The 18983-nt window shown below is 51.6% G+C and carries 14 protein-coding genes and 1 tRNA gene; 7 read left to right on the forward strand and 8 right to left on the reverse strand.

Annotation, left to right across the window (positions count from 1 at the left end):
* Nucleotides 1-229 precede the first annotated feature (229 nt).
* The 5 genes from IQ268_RS02300 to cobN form a co-directional block, all read right to left on the reverse strand.
* Nucleotides 230-1300 carry a folate-binding protein YgfZ gene (locus tag IQ268_RS02300; protein ID WP_193875147.1) on the reverse strand — a complete coding sequence of 357 codons (1071 nt, stop codon included), beginning with the start codon at nucleotides 1298-1300 and terminating at the stop codon, nucleotides 230-232.
* An 88-nt stretch (nucleotides 1301-1388) separates the two neighbouring features.
* Nucleotides 1389-1901 (reverse strand): hypothetical protein, encoded by a 513-nt coding sequence (locus IQ268_RS02305; RefSeq protein ID WP_193875149.1) that lies wholly within the window; start codon nucleotides 1899-1901, stop codon nucleotides 1389-1391.
* A gap of 159 nt (nucleotides 1902-2060) precedes the next feature.
* Nucleotides 2061-2133 (reverse strand) — tRNA-Glu (locus IQ268_RS02310).
* Between the two features lie 234 nt (nucleotides 2134-2367).
* Nucleotides 2368-2649 (reverse strand): Npun_R1517 family heterocyst differentiation transcriptional regulator, encoded by a 282-nt coding sequence (locus IQ268_RS02315; RefSeq protein WP_193875151.1) that lies wholly within the window; start codon nucleotides 2647-2649, stop codon nucleotides 2368-2370.
* Between the two features lie 1149 nt (nucleotides 2650-3798).
* On the reverse strand, nucleotides 3799-7575 hold the full coding sequence (cobN, locus tag IQ268_RS02320) for a cobaltochelatase subunit CobN (RefSeq protein ID WP_193875153.1): 3777 nt from the start codon (nucleotides 7573-7575) through the stop codon (nucleotides 3799-3801).
* 241 nt (nucleotides 7576-7816) lie between these two features.
* On the opposite strand from cobN, the gene IQ268_RS02325 reads away from it, so the two are divergent.
* Complete coding sequence (locus IQ268_RS02325) at nucleotides 7817-9541, forward strand: ATP-binding protein (protein WP_193875155.1); 1725 nt, start codon at nucleotides 7817-7819, stop codon at nucleotides 9539-9541.
* A gap of 47 nt (nucleotides 9542-9588) precedes the next feature.
* Here the strand turns inward: IQ268_RS02325 and IQ268_RS02330 are convergent, their stop codons facing one another.
* Both IQ268_RS02330 and IQ268_RS02335 read right to left on the reverse strand, forming a co-directional pair.
* On the reverse strand, nucleotides 9589-10788 hold the full coding sequence (locus IQ268_RS02330; protein ID WP_339383394.1) for an anion transporter: 1200 nt from the start codon (nucleotides 10786-10788) through the stop codon (nucleotides 9589-9591).
* Nucleotides 10789-10977: 189 nt separating this feature from the next.
* Complete coding sequence (locus IQ268_RS02335) at nucleotides 10978-11574, reverse strand: thioredoxin family protein (RefSeq protein WP_193875157.1); 597 nt, start codon at nucleotides 11572-11574, stop codon at nucleotides 10978-10980.
* A gap of 150 nt (nucleotides 11575-11724) precedes the next feature.
* Here IQ268_RS02335 and IQ268_RS02340 point away from each other — a divergent pair, with 150 nt between their 5' ends.
* The 6 genes from IQ268_RS02340 to IQ268_RS02365 all read left to right on the forward strand — a co-directional run bounded on the left by IQ268_RS02340 (nucleotide 11725) and on the right by IQ268_RS02365 (nucleotide 17359).
* Nucleotides 11725-12462, forward strand: a complete 738-nt coding sequence (locus IQ268_RS02340) for a Mut7-C RNAse domain-containing protein (RefSeq protein ID WP_193875159.1) — start codon at nucleotides 11725-11727, stop codon at nucleotides 12460-12462.
* A gap of 211 nt (nucleotides 12463-12673) precedes the next feature.
* Nucleotides 12674-13693 carry an ABC transporter ATP-binding protein gene (locus IQ268_RS02345; protein ID WP_193875161.1) on the forward strand — a complete coding sequence of 340 codons (1020 nt, stop codon included), beginning with the start codon at nucleotides 12674-12676 and terminating at the stop codon, nucleotides 13691-13693.
* On the forward strand, nucleotides 13694-14494 hold the full coding sequence (locus IQ268_RS02350; RefSeq protein WP_193875163.1) for an ABC transporter permease: 801 nt from the start codon (nucleotides 13694-13696) through the stop codon (nucleotides 14492-14494).
* 76 nt (nucleotides 14495-14570) lie between these two features.
* A complete protein-coding gene (locus tag IQ268_RS02355; RefSeq protein ID WP_193875165.1) occupies nucleotides 14571-16322 on the forward strand; it encodes a Gldg family protein in 1752 nt (583 codons plus the stop codon).
* A gap of 12 nt (nucleotides 16323-16334) precedes the next feature.
* Nucleotides 16335-17048 carry a DUF4340 domain-containing protein gene (locus tag IQ268_RS02360; RefSeq protein WP_193875167.1) on the forward strand — a complete coding sequence of 238 codons (714 nt, stop codon included), beginning with the start codon at nucleotides 16335-16337 and terminating at the stop codon, nucleotides 17046-17048.
* Between the two features lie 167 nt (nucleotides 17049-17215).
* Entirely contained in the window at nucleotides 17216-17359 is a 144-nt protein-coding gene (locus tag IQ268_RS02365; protein ID WP_193875169.1) for a chlorophyll a/b-binding protein, read from the forward strand.
* A 153-nt stretch (nucleotides 17360-17512) separates the two neighbouring features.
* Here the strand turns inward: IQ268_RS02365 and asnS are convergent, their stop codons facing one another.
* Entirely contained in the window at nucleotides 17513-18904 is a 1392-nt protein-coding gene (gene asnS / locus IQ268_RS02370) for an asparagine--tRNA ligase (protein ID WP_193875170.1), read from the reverse strand.
* Nucleotides 18905-18983 lie beyond the last annotated feature (79 nt).

The raw sequence follows: 18983 nt of genomic DNA on the forward strand, positions 1-18983 counted from the left end.
CACCTGCCTTGTCGCTTCTTGACCATTGCCTTGCCTTTGTGAAGCAGAAAGAAGGCAAAATGCAGGACTGGTCAAACCAATCCTGCACTTGAGACAAAGACAGTTAGTAACAAGACTACTCGCTGTCTGTCTTGGTTGGGGGGCTTAGGTATTACCTCAGCAGCAGATGGTTCAATTCCGTTGTAGTTTGCGTCAATAGAACTTAAACGTTTGAAGCGTTGTCGTTGGCTTAAGCCGACGGATACGTGTGCGTTACAAATGGCAGTTCAACCAGTTCTCCTGGTTCTCCAGCAACTTGCACAGCAAGACCGGGTTGAGCGGCTTTTGAGCGAATATAAGCAAGCCCAATACTGCCTTGCTCTGTCTGGATGCAACTGGTCAACTTCCCAATTTTCTCGTCTCCGGCTGTGACGAGGCTGCCGACTTCAGCGGGCTTGCTTAACTCAACGCCAAAAAGCTGTTGTTTTACGCCACGATACGTATGCAGCCGAGCGATCGTTTCTTGCCCGATGTAGCATCCTTTATCTAAGGCAATGGTTTGCCACAGTCCTGCTTCTAGCGGATTAAAGTCCTCGGTCAGTTCATGTTCTGGACGAGGGCGACCCTGCCGAATCCGAAGCTGCTCCCACGCTGTTTCTCCCAATGGAGTTGCTCCGGCTGTAAAAAGACGCTGCCATAGATCTGCCGCATGGTGCATGTCGGTCATCAGAGTGTAGCCAGCGATCGCCAGTCCACTGCCTACCGCAATGCGAACCTCAATACCATCCAGGTGGGTCAAGACATGGCTAGACGAGTTCGCCAAACCATCCCCTGCTCCCAGTTGCTCAAGTAAAGCCCGACTGGAAGGGCCAACCAAGCTGAATGCGGCAGTTTGATCGGTCAGATCAGACAGCTCAACCTGGTCAGCAAAGAAAATAAACCGATCCATCCATTCCAGGAGGCGTTTGCTGTACCCCGGCGATGTAAACAGCAGTACTGAATCTTCCAGAATATAAGCGCTCACTAAATCGATGGTTCGTCCAGTTGATGTGACAAAAACGGTGTCGCACCCCTGCCCGGGCTGTAGACGGGTAAAGTTATTGGTTGTCTGGTTGTGTAAAAAGCGAATACGGTCGGCTCCTTTTACCTGAATCCGCCCCCAGTGTGTGCGATCGCACAACGCCACTGTTTCTTTGGCAGCACGGAGAGCCGCTTCATCGTTGCCAAAACTAATTGGGGCAGACGCCGTTGGCTCATCCAGTGAGGCAGCGGAGAAATGCGCTCCGCAGGCTTGTTGCGTGTCTCGTAATGTTTGAGTCATTTGGGCTAAAACTCAATTTCTGGTTTGATAACTTTGGTTGAAATAGTCGTTCGTTGAAGTATCCATCAGCACTCTACAGAATGCCGCGTTACTCTGCGGTTATGGTTGGTAAATGAGCAAACACCCCTTCTACCAACTGCTTCGTTTTGTGGTCGAGGCGTTGCCAATCGACATCCCCTGTCTCATCGATCAAAGCGGTATCAATTTCAACGAGGTGGTTAAGTGTAGCGCTGGTGGATGCATCATAATTGCGAAAACAGATTTGATAGCACAGTTCCCACAAGTCGATGGTGGCTTGAAGCCCCTGTTGTTCCAGACACAGCTCATATCTTTGATACGGCTGAGGTAGTTGAGCCAGCTCTTGTTCAAGCTTTGCCGCTTCTTCGGGTGTAGCGCTCGTAAGCTGTTGCTGGAGGTTAGCCACGTTCCCCTGCACCTCGTCTGGTGTTCCCTCCGGCCAGGTTTGAATCGTGCGATACTCACCCTTCCAGGGCGATCGCTCTAGCTGCTTGCGAATGTTATCGATCACTCGAATGAAAGCAGGCTGCATTAGCAGTTCGGCTTGTTTCCAGGCAATAGAATCAGCAAACTTGGGCATCATGATGGGCATAGACGTGCTGCTCTTATAGGCAATGATAAAACGCCACACCTGCCAACAGATGATTTAGGCATCTTTTAGGGTTGCCTGATGCGACACCCTGTCCAGAAAGAGCCGTTTAAAGCAGTAGAGCGCCTGCAATGCAAGCGCTCTACTGTGATATACCCCCAGGGGAATTCGAATCCCCGTCGCCTCCGTGAAAGGGAGGTGTCCTAGGCCTCTAGACGATGGGGGCGTGTTTCATTCGACCTTGTCTGTTCCGTTGACCTTATCTAAGGTAGCGAATGCTGCAAAGTATGTCAACACCTGTGACTAAATTTTCTGCCTGATGGATGTCTGATGCAATGTACAGCAGGTTTTTCTAGGCGTACCGGAACGGAAAAAACAGAAAGCAGATTATCTGGCGATGGCACGATCGCCTGATATTGGGTTGCAGAACGACACGTAAAGGGTTGCTATGAAGCCACACTCAGGTGAGATCGCTGCTGGAGTTCCGCAAGCGAATGAGCTGGCGGCGCATTTGAGGAGATGCTTGCATCTCGGAAACTTCCTGAGCTTCCACTTCCACTTGAATATGTTCAAGGTATTCATCCGCACCACAGGCGAAGGCATCAAGCAATAGTTCTAAAAGCTGATCGCGATCGCGAAAGGCTTGCTTTTCTTCGATTAGTCTAAATTTGAGGTGGATTTCGCAATCGTAAACACCGACTTCAGAATTAACAGATTGATACTTTAAAGAGCTGGATTTCATCTGGTAAGACAACACCTACTGTGCTGCAATAAGAGGTTGATTTTAAGCTCAGATCAGGAAACCCTTACTAAGCATCCTTAAACTTATGCAAGGTCGAATAGAAGATGTCTCAAAGAGTTACTTCTATTCTTAATCACTTGATGCCTAAGTTAGCATTCCCGCAACTTGAATTAAATCCGCTAATTAGCTGAACTGAAGTGAGCTGAGATTTAAGCCTTTAGTAAACTGCACAAGCCTTAAAAATCAATCGCTTGCTGCAAATCTAGTACTTCTGGGTAGCCAACAAATCGACCATAACATTATTTTCGAGGTTTTCGGAATTGCCCTCCGTAAAGTCTCTATGAGGAGTTTGAATATGCCTTTACGGTGGCTTTAAATCAGCATTTGTTCACAAAATACCCGCAGTCTTACTGACTAACCAATGTGATTTTAAGACAATCTAAGTACAGGCTAATTGTTAGTAATAAATGGGACAATGTTTCAAAGAATACTTGCTTTGATACCAGGGTGAATAAATGAGTTGGGGTTGAACGACTCGCTGGAGACCTATACGATCGCTTTCTGATCGAAAAGTGATCTAAACGGCGGTACAGTCAGACGCTCTAAGGGTTGGTAACGCCACCTTTTGACCCATTCGCTGCTCCGGGAAGAGCCGAGCGATCGCTAACCCGAGTCGTCTTTGTCTGCAATGTGACTAATTTAACTAAGGCACTGAACTGCTAAGTGTTTTCATAGCGCAAAACCGCAATGGAAGATATAAACGTTCCGGAAAAAAGCAGAGTGCAATTACAAAGTTTCTAATAAAGCCGTTTAAAGTTTGTTACAAGATGGGTTGATCTAAAAAAGCGGTTCCTTGCCTGGTTTTGTTCTTTACTATTTCTTGGTGTAGCTTGCCATATCAGATTGAATACAAATTATCCTTATTTTCACTGTTGTCCAATCGATTGTTGATTTTTCTACGCTATATTTGCCAGGTTGTTGCAGTATCTCTTTATAGTCAACCGTAAAAACCGCGAGGTTCTTCAATTGATTGCAACTTCGACAATTAGTTGGGAGTAATACCCTGTTCAGGAACATCTGGCAAACGTTTTGTGACGGTTGAGTTCCTTGCTGAAATACAGGAGAGATTGCAACGGGGTCAAACCCGTATTACTGAGATGGCAGGATACCAGGGTGAACGTTTGATTCGATGGTGGCTTCCGCTTCAAGGGCGATCGCCTGTAATTGATCTAGAGTCGTGGGTTTAACCTGCTGCCATAGTCCGCGTTGGTGCGCTTCCAGGAGGCGTTCTGCCATGTCACGCAGTGCCCAGGGGTTGTTTTGCTGCACGAATGCCTGCACCGCTGGATCAAAGACATAGGCTTCTGTAATCCCCTGATACATGTGGTCTTCAACACAGCGAGCGGTAGCGTCGTAGGCGAAGAGATAATCGACAGTAGCTGCCATCTCAAACGCGCCTTTGTACCCGTGCCGCATGGCACCCGCAATCCACTTTGGGTTAACGACGCGAGAGCGATAGACGCGGGCAATTTCGTCTTGCAGGTGCCGAATTTTGGGGTGTTCGGGCAGGGAGTGGTCGCCAAAGTAGGTTTGGGGATTTTGTCCGGTGAGCGATCGCACCGCAGCGGTTAACCCCCCCTGAAACTGGTAATAGTCGTCTGAATCCAACAAATCATGTTCGCGATTGTCCTGGTTATGCAACACGATTTGCATCTGGCTCAACCGTTTTTCGAACGCCTCTGGAGCCGTTTGCCCATCTCCCTGCCCGGTGTAGGCATAGCTGCTCCAGTTGATGTAAGCCTGTGCCAGATCATGATCATCTGTCCAGTTTTGGGCATCTATTATGCCCTGCAATCCAGCACCGTAGGCTCCTGGCTTAGAGCCAAAGATGCGGTAGTGCGATCGCGCCTGAGCCTGTTCCGGGGATAATCCAGCCGTTTGCCAGGTTTGGACATCGCGTTGGACTTGAGCTGCCAGGGGATTTTGATCTTCCGGTTCATCCAGAGCGGCAACCCCCGTAACCGCTTGATGGAACAAGTCAATCAAATTTGGAAAGGCATCCCGAAAGAATCCTGAAATTCGTAGCGTTACATCGACACGAGGACGACCGAGAACAGAGAGCGACATGATTTCAAAATCGACCACCCGCCGAGAGGCTCCATCCCACACGGGTCGAACGCCAAGCAACGCCAACGCCTCCGCTAAATCATCTCCCCCGGTTCGCATGGTAGAGGTGCCCCAGATGGAGACTCCCAGCGTTTTAGGATAATCGCCATTTTCCTGGGTATAACGTTCCACTAACGCCTCCGCTGCTTTGCGCCCCACATCCCAGGCGCTTTCAGTTGGAATTGCGCGAATATCGACCGAGTAAAAATTGCGTCCTGTGGGCAGCACGTCCGGACGACCCCGCGTAGGCGCACCCGCCGGGGCGCTAGGCACATACCGCCCATCCAGGCCCTGTAACAGGTGCGTTGTTTCCTGGTGCGTTTGTGCCAGGGCAGGCAGGAGACGATCGCGCACCCAGGCCAGTTCAGCCCGCAGAGGTGCATCATCTACCTCAACAGGCGATGCGTGAATGATGGCATCAACCAAACGAGCCGCTTCTTCTTCTATCTGTTCGATCGCGTCTCCAACGGTGCGACAGGAAGGATCATTAAACGGTTCAGTTGGATTGGCCGTCAGTGGGTCAAATTCCCAGCCCCAGGCTTGAGCGATCGCCCGAGTCAGTCCCAGCCGTCCCAGTCCGGGGTGACGGGCGATCGCCACAGCCAGGTCACGCAACTGCCGCCCTGCCGGACAGCACCCGAAAATGTGCAATCCGTCGCGAATCTGCGCTTCTTTGAGTTCACAAAGATAGCCATCAATTGAATTTAGAACGGTATCATCTTGCCGCATTAACTGATCCGGCTGAAGCCCTAAATCCTGATGCAACTGGGTTTGATTGAGCAAGGTTTGAATCCGCTCGCGAATCATAACCAGCCGGGTTGGATCAAGGCTGACCGCTTCATAGTATTCATCAATCAGGTTTTCTAGCTGTTGGAGAGAGCCGTAGAGTTCGGCGCGGGTCATGGGCGGCGTTAAATGATCCACAATGACCGCTTGCGCTCGTCGCTTTGCCTGAGCGCCTTCACCCGGATCGTTAACAATAAACGGATAGAGATGGGGCAACGCGCCAAATGCCACTTCGGGGTAGCACGCATCTGACAGAGCAACCCCTTTGCCCGGAAGCCATTCCAGGTTGCCATGTTTGCCCACATGGACGATCGCCTGTACGGCAAAGTGCTGCCGCAACCAGTAATAGTAAGCGAGGTAGTGATGGGTTGGCTCCAGGTCGGGAGCGTGATAGTTAAGGGTTGGATCAAGGTCATAGCCTCGGGCGGGTTGAATGCCCACAAAAACGTTGCCAAGCTGAATGCCCGCAATTGGCATGGAATCAGTAGCCAATCGCCCATTTGCATCGGGTAGACCCCAGCGATCGCCCATGGCCTGCTGGACGGCAGGTGGCACCGTGGCAAAGTAGTGCTGATACTCCTCTAAGGACAGCGATTGATGCACCCGACGCAAAGATTGGCCTTCAGGGTCGTTGGTGATGCCCTGGGTCAGCCATCGAATTAACTCTTCACCTGACTCTGGAATGTTCTCGACCGTGTATCCCGCCTGCCGCAGCGCTTTCAGAATTTCGACACAGCTTGCAGGTGTATCTAACCCAACTCCGTTGGCAAGGCGACCGTCGCGAGTGGGATAGTTTGCCAGAATTAAGGCAATGCGCCGCTCGGATGCAGGCGTTTGTCCCAGCCGAACCCAATTTGCAGCCAGATCTGCCACAAACTGAATGCGATCGTCTACGGCTTCGTAGCCCACCACATCTGTTTCGAGGGCAGGATGGCTCGCTTGTACTGTTTTGAACGACACCGCACGGCTAATAATGCGTCCGTCTACCTCCGGTAAGGCCACATTCATGGCAATGTCTCGCGGGGATAGCCCTCGCGTTTGCGTCGTCCACTGCTCGAGCGTGCCGCCACTCAAAATGACTTGAAGTACGGGAATATCCAATGCTTTCCACAGGTCTAAATGAGGTGCTTCTGCTTCTAGTCGAGCCAGGGAAAAGCTGGTCGTGTTTAGCAACGCCCGAATTGGTTGATCGTCTTTGGGGCAGAAATACGCCAATAGATCGGCTTGAACCTCCGCATCCCGCAAGGATGATACAAACACTGGCACAGGCTGGAATTGTCGTGTGGCGATCGCCCGACACAACGCATCAATAGGAGCCGTATTACCCGCCAGGTAGTGCGCTCGATAGAACAAAAGACCGATTTTGGCAGAAGAGGCGTTGGCTGAAACTGTCGCTGCTTCATCTTGGCTGACCCAGGGGTTGACCCAGGGATAGTATCCCATTCGAGGAACCGATTGGGGAGGTTGCGGCTGGTAAGCCTGCCCCAGGAAACAATCTGCAACAAATTTGAGGGCATTAACCGTGTTGTCGATGCCGCCTTCGGTGAAGTAACGCCAAAGGCGATCGCCCATCGCCAGCGATACAGTGGAATGACTGCTCAAATCTGGATCGGGGCGATCGTCGCCCGGCAGCACAAACAGGGCAATGTTGCGATCGTGAGCCACCTGCTTGACTACTTCTAGCCCATACGACCAGTACGCCCGCCCGCCCAACAGCCGCACAATAATCACTTGTGCCTGTTCCAGTACCTCTTCAGCGTAAGTATCAATTGTTAACTGTTGCTGAAGATGGAGCAGGTTGGTCACTCGTAACGCTGGAAAGCCTTCTGGTAAACTGGAAACCGCCTTTGCCAGTACTTGAATATCCGTATCAGCAGCCGTCAACAAAACAATAGGGGCGGGGCGTTGTTCAACAAAGACAACCCCCTCTGCGTCAGGGTTCCAGCCTCCGGGAGTGGCAGCTAAACGATGCATGGGCGGTTCCTCAAACGTTTGTCGGGTCTGCCAAGCTCAGCAGATTGGCAGGATAGCATAATTGACGAACGACCCAGACAGGTTTGCATCAGCCCGTTTTCTGCCGCAGGGTTGAGCCTTAACTCCAGCAATTCTTCCAAATGGGTTTAGAAACGTTTCCCTTGCCCTGTGGAAAAATGGACATAATGCTACCCCATCTTTCTTCTTTGCCAGCTACTTCGCAGCATATCTGCTACTTGAGATGCCTACTTTTGCAGCTTTTACTCTCGATCAGCCGCTGCCGCTATCTACGTTCGAACGACTACGAGAGTTATTGGTGCAGATGGCTCAACAGGGAGAGCATACTCTTCTGCTCGTGACTGAAGAGACATTAGCCGCCACAAACGTCCCACGTCCTCTTAATTTAGAACGATTTACGCTGCTGATTTCTGAATCGTTTAGCGCTCTTCTAGTGGGAAGTACGCTGCTTCACTCTGAGCCTTCATCCTCAACTGAATGGGCAAATTCCGTTTGCCGTGTGGGGTTGACCTTTGAACCGGGGGCGATCGCTACCTTTTTAAGCCACCTGTCTGGCTTGTGTAGCCCCAAATCAGCCTTGCAAAAAACGCTGAAGCAATCGCAGGCCATTCTTCGTCCTAACGATGCCAAACTGCAAAGTGAATTCACCCTTCACTTAATTGCCGCTCTGTCTGTCACGCCGTCTGAACCTGTATCTGCCGAGCCTACCGAATCTCAACGCTATACACAGGTCAAGCAACAGAATCAAACCTTAGAGCATCAGGTGGTTGAACGCACCGAGGAACTGCACGACGCTATGCTCGCGGCACAAGCCGCTAACCAGGCAAAGAGTGAGTTCTTGGCCGCCGTGAGCCACGAATTGCGAACACCGCTTACGTACATCATTGGCATGTCAGCAACGCTAATGCGCTGGTCGATTGGCGAATTGAGTACACGGCAGCGCGGCTATCTGCAAACCATTCACGACAACGGCGAGCGGTTACTGGCAATCATCAACGACATCCTCGACCTATCACAGCTAGAGGCAGGGCGAACGGTGCTAAAACCCCGTGAGTTTTCGCTGTCTCGTCTGGGGCACCAAACCTTGCGAGCCATGAAAGACAGCGCCCGCGAAAAGGGCGTAGAGTTGACGCTGGATCTGCAAATTAGCCCGTCGAAAGACAGTTTTGTTGCCGATCCAACCCGGGTACAGCAAATTTTGTTTAACCTGCTCAGTAATGCGGTGAAGTTTACACCGGAAGGCGGTCGAGTAACGCTGCGTCTCTTAGCCGATGACAACCTGGCCGTTTTTCAGGTGAAAGATACAGGCATCGGTATTCCAGACCACCAGCGCCCGTTGCTATTTCAGAAGTTTCAGCAGCTTGATCCGTCGTACCATCGAGAATATGAAGGCGTTGGCCTGGGGTTGTCAATTACTCAGCAGTTGGTGGATTTGCACCACGGCTGGATTGATGTTACTTCGACGGTTGGAGTTGGCTCTGTTTTTACAGTGCGCTTACCCAGTCAGCAGCGTAATGCGATCGCCCCCCTTTCCGAAAATGAACTGTTTCCTATTCCGGCTCATCCCTTTAAACGGGTGGTTTTAATTGAGAGCCATGATGAAAGCGCTAATGTTATTTGCGACATGCTAACGGCGGCGGGTTACCACGTTATTTGGATGCTGGAAGGGTCAACGGCGGTTAGCCAGATCGAAATATTGCAGCCAATCGTGGTGATTGTGGCAATGCAGTCTACCGAAAATAGCGAAGACATTATTCATCACCTGCGGCACAATCCGGCGACGATCGACTTGAAGCTGGTTGCCCTGGTTGAAACAGATGAAACCGACGACATTGAACAGTGTTCTATTTGTTCGATCGCCGGGGCAGATGCTTGTTTAACTAAACCTATCCGTCCCGATGAAATTTTGCACAAGGTGACAGCCCTGGCCTCTGAGGTGGTGCTGTAAGGAATCATGTAAGGCACTGTGTAGCGATCGCATTCAGGGGGCGATCGCTACAGCCCCACCCAACCGTAAAGCAAGGCCAGGGTTGCCAGAGTCAACGGCAAGCCAAACCGCAGGTGATCCCAAAACGTTAAGGGGTGCCCCAACTTGGCAGACGCTTCCGCCATGATCAGATTGGCAACGGAACCAAACAGCGTTAAGTTACCTGCCAGGGTGGAACTGGCGGCCAAAATTAGCCACGCTTGCGTATCGTCACGTGCAATGAGCGGTTGCAGCACCAGTACCGCCGGAACGTTGGAGATGACGTTAGACAAAATGACTGTGACGCTAAGTAAGCCCAACGAGTGGTTCACCCAGCCCACCAAACCATTGAGCAGGTTCAACTCCTGGGTGCAGCGGGTCAGAATAAACAACCCGGAAAACATGACCAACAGGTTCCAGTCCACCTCGCGCAACACCCGTTGTGGTTTGATCCGACGGGTGACTAACAGCAATGCAGCAGCGACAAAAGCCGATTCAGCCAGGGGCAAGCCCATCACAAAAGCTAACAACAAACCGACGGTAAGGATCAAGGTTTTAACAAACAGCGGTTTGTAGACACGAGGCGCGATGAATGGGCAACTGGGTTGCGGTTTGAGCGATCGCACCTCTGGGTACAACCAACACAACAGCCCAATTTGTAGCACCAGCCCGATGCCCGCCACGGGTGCTAAGACCCGAAAAAACTCTAGATAACCAATGCCCGAAAACGAGCCAATTAAAATGTTTTGCGGATTGCCGCTCAGAGTTGCAACCGAGCCAATGTTGGTGGCTCCGGCGATCGCCAGCAAGTAGGGAATAGGGTTCAGCCCTAGCGCCTGCGTCAAGCTCAAGGTTAGCGGCGTAAAGATGAGGACAACCGTATCGTTGAGGAAAAAGGCTGAAAGAAGCCCACAACCAAACGTTAAAGCGGTGATAATTCCCAGTGGGCTGCGCGTTAGACGAATCAGAGACGCGATCGCCACCTGAAAAAAACCGGAATACGACAGGTTAGCGTTCACCACCATCATGCTTAGCAAAAACACAATTGTGGTTGGGTCGATTGCTTCCCAGGCGGTTGTTAAATCGACCACACCAAGCGCAATTAAAAAGGCAGAGCCAACCAGAGCGATCGTGGCACGATTCATTCGCAATCCTGGCAAGTAGCCCAAACCAAGCCCCAGATAGCTGAGCGCCAGGACGCTATATTGAGTCAGTTGTAAAATGGTCACAGGACTAGGGAACAGGTATACCAGTCAACCAAACGACCTACCCAAAATCAACGCGGCTGATCATACCGTAAACATTAAAGGGATGCTGAATGACTTCAACATCCCCGTAGCCTGTTTAGCATGTGCGCCTCGGATTGAATCGCCTGAAGCAGAATCGCGATCCCAGTCCTGCACCGCTACTACAGTGAATTAACTGGTTGCTGCCGTGCCAAAGTACGCTGGCTCGTTCCCCGCTTTCCATTTAATATTGCAGCCAATGCTGGGTTTTTGGTTGGCATCAATCGGCTGATGGGCTAACGCAGCCTCGATCGCGGCTCGCAGGTCGCGCCCGTTTACGGGTTTGTCATTGCCGGGACGGCTATCGTCGAGTTGTCCCCGGTAAACGAGGTGGCGATCGCCATCAAATAAAAAGAAGTCGGGCGTGCAAGCTGCCGTGTAGATCTTTGCCGTTTCCTGACTTTCGTCGTAGCAGACTGGAAACGTAAAACCGACCTCGTCTGCCATTGCCTTGAGATGATCGGGCGAATCAGACGGATGCTTCGTCACGTCATTGGCACTGATGGCAACCATACCAAGACCTTTGTTCTGGTAATCGTGCCCAATCTTTGCCAGTTCTGCTTGAACGTGCTTCACAAACGGGCAGTGCTGACACATGAATATCACCAGCAGAGCCTGTTGATTGGCAAAGGTAGATAGAGAAATCGTGGCACCTGATACGACATCAGGCAATTGAAACTCTGGGGCTTGAGTGCCCAACGGCAACATCGTTGATGCAGTCTTAACCATAAGACTCCCTCCTGTCTCGACTTAGTTTCACCTTAATGCAGAATGAGCGTCTCGTTCATCTGCTGGATGAGATGTTGCCCCAACAGCGATCCTTGAAAACAGTATGGTGATAACCAACGGCATCTCCAGGTGAATGGAAGAGAACGCAGTATGTTTCAGGCGCAGTTTCGCTTTTATGCCCAGCTCAATGACTTTCTGCCGCCCGATCGCCGGGGTCTCCCATTCCAGCACAGCTTCAAGGAATCGGCTTCTACTAAGGACATGATCGAAGCATTAGGCGTACCGCACCCCGAAGTTGATTTAATTTTGAGGCATGGTGAGACCGTTGATTTTTCGTATCTGGTTCACGATGGCGATCGCTTCAGCGTCTATCCCACCTTTCAATCGATCGATATTGGCACGACCAGCCGCGTTCGCCCCCAACCGCTCCCCCATCTCCGCTTTGTTCTCGACATTCACCTGGGTAAACTCGCAACTCACTTGCGTTTGCTGGGATTTGATACGGCGTACCGCAATGACTTTGCAGATGAGGCGTTAGCGCAATGTGCCCATGAGCAGCAGCGAATCTTACTGACGCGCGATCGCGGCTTGCTCAAACGCAGCCTTGTCACCCACGGCTATTGCCTCCGCAGCACCGACCCGTGGGAACAGTTGATCGAGGTTTTGCATCGGTTTGATGGGTTAGAAAAAATTGCTCCCTTCCAGCGCTGTTTGCGATGCAATGGCCTGTTAGAAGCCGTTGATAAAGCAGTCGTTTGCGATCGGCTCCCGCCTAAAACCAGACAGTATTATGATGAGTTTCACCGCTGCCAAACCTGCCATCAGCTTTATTGGAAAGGAGCCCATTTTGAGCGGATGCAGGCATTTGTGAACCGAATTCAGCAATAGATTTATCAACGGTGGTCGGATATGCGATTTATCTTCTACTGTTGAAAATTGAGTTGAGTTCACTGTAGCTCCATACTGCCGACACACAGTTAGCTGTCATTTTGGCTACAATTCACCCTTGAAGTCCACGATAGGCAGATGGCGTAATGTTGGTTAGAACTGCAAACAGTGCAGTCGAGGGTGGTTAGCATGGCATCGGGTTGGAGGTCGAATGATAGAAGTTGAACAGTTAAGCAAACTCTACGGCGCGATTCCTGCCATTCAGGATGTGAGCTTTGCCGTAGAACCAGGAGAAATTTTAGGGTTTCTGGGGCCAAACGGAGCCGGAAAAACCACCACCATGCGGATTTTGTCAGGGTATCTCCCTGCCACCAGCGGCACAGCCCGCATCGCCGGATTTGATGTGCATGAGCAGTCGATGGCGGTTCGCAAACACATTGGCTATTTGCCAGAAACGCCGCCCCTCTATCCCGACATGACCGTAGAAGGATTTCTCTATTTTGTGGCTCGCATTAAAGGTGTTCCGGCGGGCGATCGCGCCAACCGGATTCAATCTGCCCTCAAGCGCTGCAACCTGCTGGAAAAGCAAAACGTCCTGATTCGCAAATTGTCGAAAGGGTTTCGCCAGCGGGTGGGCATCGCGCAGGCGATCGTTCACGACCCTCCGGCCATTATTTTAGACGAGCCAACTGTCGGACTTGACCCTCGTCAAATTATTGAGGTTCGCAACCTGATTAAGAGTCTGGCTGGCGACCACACCATCATTCTGTCTACCCACATCTTGCCCGAAGTGACGATGACCTGTAGCCGCATCGCCATTATTAACCAGGGCAAGGTCGTTGCCACTAACACGCCCGCTGAACTGACTGCCCAACTTGCCGGAAAGTCAGGCTATGAGCTGGAGGTAGATGGGTCATTCGAGGTGGTGCGATCGCCACTGCAAAATTTGCCTGGGGTTGAAACTGTTCAAACCGCGCCGCTTCCCGATTCGACGAACCACCATTACATCATTCAAATTGAGTCGGCTCCGGGCGTTGACCCGGGGCGAGACATTGCAGCAACCGTGGTGGGTGCAGGCTTAAGTTTGTGGGAAATGCGCCGTACTCGCGTCAGTTTAGAAGACGTTTTCTTAAAACTCACCACCGAAGAAAAAGCGGTGGAATCCAGCGATTTGCCAGACAATGCCAATTCGCTGAAGACGACTGAACCATCTGGAGGAGAAGCAGCATAAATGGGTGTCATCATTGGCAATGTCATTGCAATCTACCGCAGAGAGCTGCAAAGCTACTTTGCCTCACCCTTCGCTTACCTAATTGCCGGAATTTTCTGGCTGTTGGGGGGCTTCTTTTTTACCGCCATTTTGCTGGGACCCGATGGACTCATTGCCCAGGTTGCGGTGCGCGATCAGCTTGGCATCACCCAGCCGCCTATTGATGTGGCCTATCAGTTTTTAAGTATTTTTCTGGGTGTAATTGGCTCACTGTCTCTGTTTGTGCTGCCCATCCTATCAATGGGGCTATATGCCGAAGAGCGAAAACGCGGCACGTTGGAACTGTTAGCCACGTCTCCAGTGACCAATTGGGCCGTGGCTCTAGGCAAGTTGTTGGGCGTTGTCACCTTCTTCATTACCCTGATTCTGCCGATTATGGTGTACGAAGCGATCGCCCTCAGCGCTTCCGATCCGCCCGTGTCGCCTACGGTCATGCTGCTCGGCCACTTAGGATTAATTCTGCTGGCCGCCGCCATTTTGTCTCTGGGGATGTTTGTCTCGTCCCTGACCGACAAAACGATACTGGCGGCATTTCTTACCTTTGGACTCATTTTGCTGCTGTGGATTATTGACCCGATCGCCCAAAGCATTGGCGGCTCCTTTGGTGATGCGCTGGGGCACCTCTCATTGCTCAGACACTACACCAATTTGATCCAGGGTATTCTCGACTCCGGCAGTATCATCGTGTTCGTCAGCTACATTGTGCTGGGGCTGTTCCTCACCGCTCAGTCGATTGAAGCTCTGAGATTTCAACAGTCCTAATGCTGCATAGCAAGGTAGGATTCCCTTCACTCTCTACCTCGTTGCGCCTCAATATCCCCTATTTTTAAATGTCCTCATGAAAGCAAAGGCAATCAACTGGAAGTATCTGAAGTTTCTGTTCTGGCTTGGCCCGGTGCTGGTGATTATGGGAGCAACCGCTGGTCTGGTATCAGGCAGTTGGAGCGCTTTACCCATCGGCCTGTTGATTGCTGGAATTGGTGTGATTGTCCTCTGGCTGCTGCTCGACAGCAGCCCCAAAGGTGGATTCTTTGGTCGTCGGTCTACCCAGGTAGGCACCAATGCCGTCATTGCCACCCTGTCGGCGATCGCCATTTTGGGGTTGATTAACGTTCTAGCCGTCCGCTATCCGGTGCGGCTCGACCTGACGGAGAACCAAATATTTACACTGGCACCTCAGTCTGTAGAAACCGTGCAAGCCTTGGCGCAGCCTGTCAAAGTGTGGATTTTTGCCGAAACGCCAAACCCGCAAGATCAGCAGCTTTTACAAAACTATCGCCAGCAAGGTAGTCAGTTCAGCTACGAATACGTCAATCCTCAAGCGCAACCAGGATTGGCGCAGCGTTTCAACGTGCAAACCCTTGGGGAAGTCTATTTAGAAATTGGCGACACCCGCCAGTTTGTCCAAACGCTGACCCCAGAAGAGCGGCTCTCCGAGCGACGATTAACAAATGCCTTGGCGCAAGTCAGTAGCGATCGCACGGCGAAAGTCTACTTCCTGCAAGGGCATGGCGAACGACCGCTAGAAGGCGGGCAACGCGGCTTAACCCAGGCCGTTGCTCAGCTTGAAGAGGAAGGCTTTACGGCTGAACCACTCAACCTTGCGGCCAGTCCGCAGATTCCGGCAGATGCCGATGTAGTCGTGGTTGCAGGGCCACAGCGGGAACTGCTGGAGCCAGAGGTAAACGCCCTGGGTGAGTACCTGGAACGCAAAAGTGGCCTGATGCTGCTGATCGATCCGCAAACCGATCCGGGTCTGGATTCAATTCTGGAGCCGTGGGGCATTCAATTTGGCGATCGCCTCATTGTTGACCCAGCAGGGCAAGCTGCCGGGCTAGGGGTCGGTGTCACTATCATTAACCAATACGGACAGCATCCCATCACCGAAGATTTTGGTAATGGCATCTCGCTTTATCCAGTTGCCCGTCCGATTGGAATTGAACCCAAGTCCAGTGTGAGTGCCGATTCCTTGTTGATTACGAGCGATCGCACCCAGGCACAACGCATTGCAGAGGATGGACAGCTCCAGTTTGACCCCAGCGTTGACCCAGAAGGTTCTTTTACCCTGGCCGCTGCCTTTACCCGTAATGTAGACGAACCGGAAGCGGCGTCGTCTCCCAGTCCTTCCCCCAGCCTTAGCCCGAATGCCACCGCATCGCCCAGTCCTAATGCGGCTGCATCACCGAGTCCCAGTCCCACCGCAACGGCATCACCGAGTCCCAGTCCCACCGCAACGGCATCGCCTTCTCCCAGTCCTGATACGACTGCCGATGCCGACGCACTCGACGAGGAACCTGCCAACGATTCAGAAGCCAGCCAGCCGGAAGCTCGTCTTGTAGCGATCGGGAACTCTGCTTTTATTACAGACGGCCTGTTCGACCAACAGCTAAACGGCGACGTGTTTCTGAATGCGATTAGCTGGTTAAGCCAGCAAGATGACCAGTTACTCTCAATTCGTCCGGCAGAAATGACGAGCCGCCGCATTGTGATGTCGGGGCAGCAACGCACATTAGTAACCCTGGGGTCGCTGGCTATCTTACCCTTGCTGGCGCTAGTTGTGGCGATCGCTGTTTGGTGGAAACGACGCTGAGGACGCTGAAGAATGAAACTTAAACCCGTCACGATGATTTTGCTCGTCACAGCGCTGGTGCTGGGTGGAGTTGTTTACGTTACCCAAAACGAAGGTACATCTCAGCAGACCGCCACGGCCAACGCTGACCAGACACCGATCTTTAACTTTACAGAAGCCGATGTTCAAGCGTTAACGGTAGAAACCCAGACGCGATCGCTTCAATTTGAGCGCAACAGCGAAGGGCAGTGGCAAATGCTAGAACCCGATGCTGCACCCGCCGCCGATGCCTCTGTGGCCTATTTACTCAATCTGTTGGTTACCGGACGGAGCGCTCAACCCATTACCGTTGCTGCTAGCGACCAGGCAGAGTTTGGGCTAAACGAACCGCTAGCTACTATTTCAGTTACGCTACAGAACAACGAAACGCATCGTCTGGTGCTGGGCGGCTACGACTTCAACCGCAGTTTTATGTATGCCCAGGTCGATCCGCCCACCGAAGCCTCGGAAGAACTGGAGGTGCGGCTCGTTTCAACCGATTTCAACAGTGCCGTCCGTCGGCCTACCGATGAATGGAAGCAGGCTGAGGTTCCCGAATCGCCTGCACCAGCCACTCCAACAGCATCTCCCAGTCCATCGCCAACCGCAGGAGATGCCTCAACGCCTGCAACATCTCCTGGCTCTGAGGCAAATTCGCCCAGTTCGTCACCAGAAGCCACCCCAGAACCGGAGTCGGCAGGAGAATAACTGACGCGATCGCACCCACCCACTGCATCTCATCCAAGGATGGGTGCGAATTGAGCTGTCATTCAATGCATTGCATCGAAAATCATTGGATAGAAGTGTTGCGAATTAGCTCTGGATGGGTTAACTTTTATTAAGAGATTATTGCCTTTTTGGAGATTTTCTGAGTCATGGATAATCAAGACGCAAAGTTTGGCTTTACCAATTTCGCCGAAACCTGGAATGGCCGTCTAGCAATGCTGGGGTTTGCGATCGGTCTGGTGACTGAGTATGTGACAGGTCAGGGCATCCTATCTCAAATCGGTTTGATGTAATTTGTTGGAAGCGTTGCTTCTCTGTAGCGATCGTTATGTCGCCACATCATAGACGGGACGGTATTTTTAACCGTCCCGTCTGTGCTTTATGGGCAGGCAAGAGCCGCTTGCTTGTTTCAAATATCCTCTAATAGAGGATGAGGACGCTAACGGCTAAAACTCAGCGCTTTGAGGAAACCGGGGGAATGGAATCACATCTCGGATGTTCGTCATTCCCGTCATAAACTGAATCAGCCGCTCGAAACCCAGACCAAAGCCGGAATGGGGTACGGTTCCATACCGTCGCAGGTCAAGATACCACCACAACTCCTCAATCGGCATCCCGGCAGCCTTAATCCGTCGTTCTAGCACATCCAGCCGTTCTTCCCGTTGCGAGCCGCCGACAATCTCACCAATTTTGGGCACCAGGATATCCATTGCCCGAACGGTCTTTTCGTCATCGTTGAGACGCATATAAAAGGCTTTGATTTCGGTTGGATAGTCGGTTACTATTAACGGCTTTTTAAACAACTCTTCCGCCAGATACCGTTCATGTTCTGACTGCAAATCAAGCCCCCAGGATACGGGAAACTCAAACGTGCGATCGGCTTTTTCCAATAGTGCGATCGCCTCTGTATAAGTAATCCGCTCAAACTCGCTGTCGATAATATGATTAGCCGTTTCCAACACGCTGTTATCGATCCGCTGGTTGAAAAATTCCATGTCTTCGGGGCAGGTTTCCAGCACCGCTTTGAACACGAATTTGAGAAACTCTTCCGCCAGCGTCATGTTGCCATCCAGAGCGCAAAACGCCATCTCTGGTTCAATCATCCAGAATTCTGCTAAGTGGCGAGAGGTATTCGAGTTTTCGGCGCGGAAGGTAGGGCCAAATGTGTAGACATTGGTAAACGCCGTTGCCATAATTTCTGCTTCAAGCTGACCGCTCACGGTGAGGTAAGCCCGTTTACCAAAAAAGTCCTGGCTAAAATCAATTTCCTGGTTCTCGGTGCGCGGCAGATCCTTAAGGTTCAGGCTGGTGATGGTAAACAGTTCTCCGGCTCCTTCACAGTCGCTTGCTGTAATAAGAGGTGTGTGAACCCAGAGGAACCCGCGCTGCTGAAAAAACTGATGCACCGCATGGGCACACGCATTGCGTACCCGAAAGACAGCTCCCAGGGTGTTGGTGCGCGATCGCAAATGCCCAATCGTTCGCAAGAACTCAAAAGAATGACGCTTTTTCTGCAACGGATAGGTTTCTGGATCGGCTTCACCGTGGACAGCGATCGCGTCTGCTTTTAGCTCAATCCGCTGCCCTTTCCCTAAAGAGGGCACCAGCACACCCGACACCTCAACCGAAGCGCCTGTATTTAGTTTGCGAACCACCTCTGCATAATTGGGCACGTCCTGGTTGATTACCACTTGCAAACTTGCTAGAGACGAACCATCGTTCACCTCGGCAAAGGTGAATTCCTTCAGTTCTCGCTTTGTCCGAATCCAGCCCTGGATGTTGATAGATTGATCGGGCTGTCCAGTTCGTAGAAGGTCTGCAATTCGGTGGATGGTCATGGAAAGATCAGCAATTAAGGTTACAGCATGAGGGGCAGGAAAAAGTAAACGACCCCCCTTACTTAAACATAGCCGCTGA

It is taken from the genome of Oculatella sp. LEGE 06141 (genome assembly GCF_015207605.1).
Taxonomy (GTDB): Bacteria; Cyanobacteriota; Cyanobacteriia; order Elainellales; family Elainellaceae; genus Oculatella.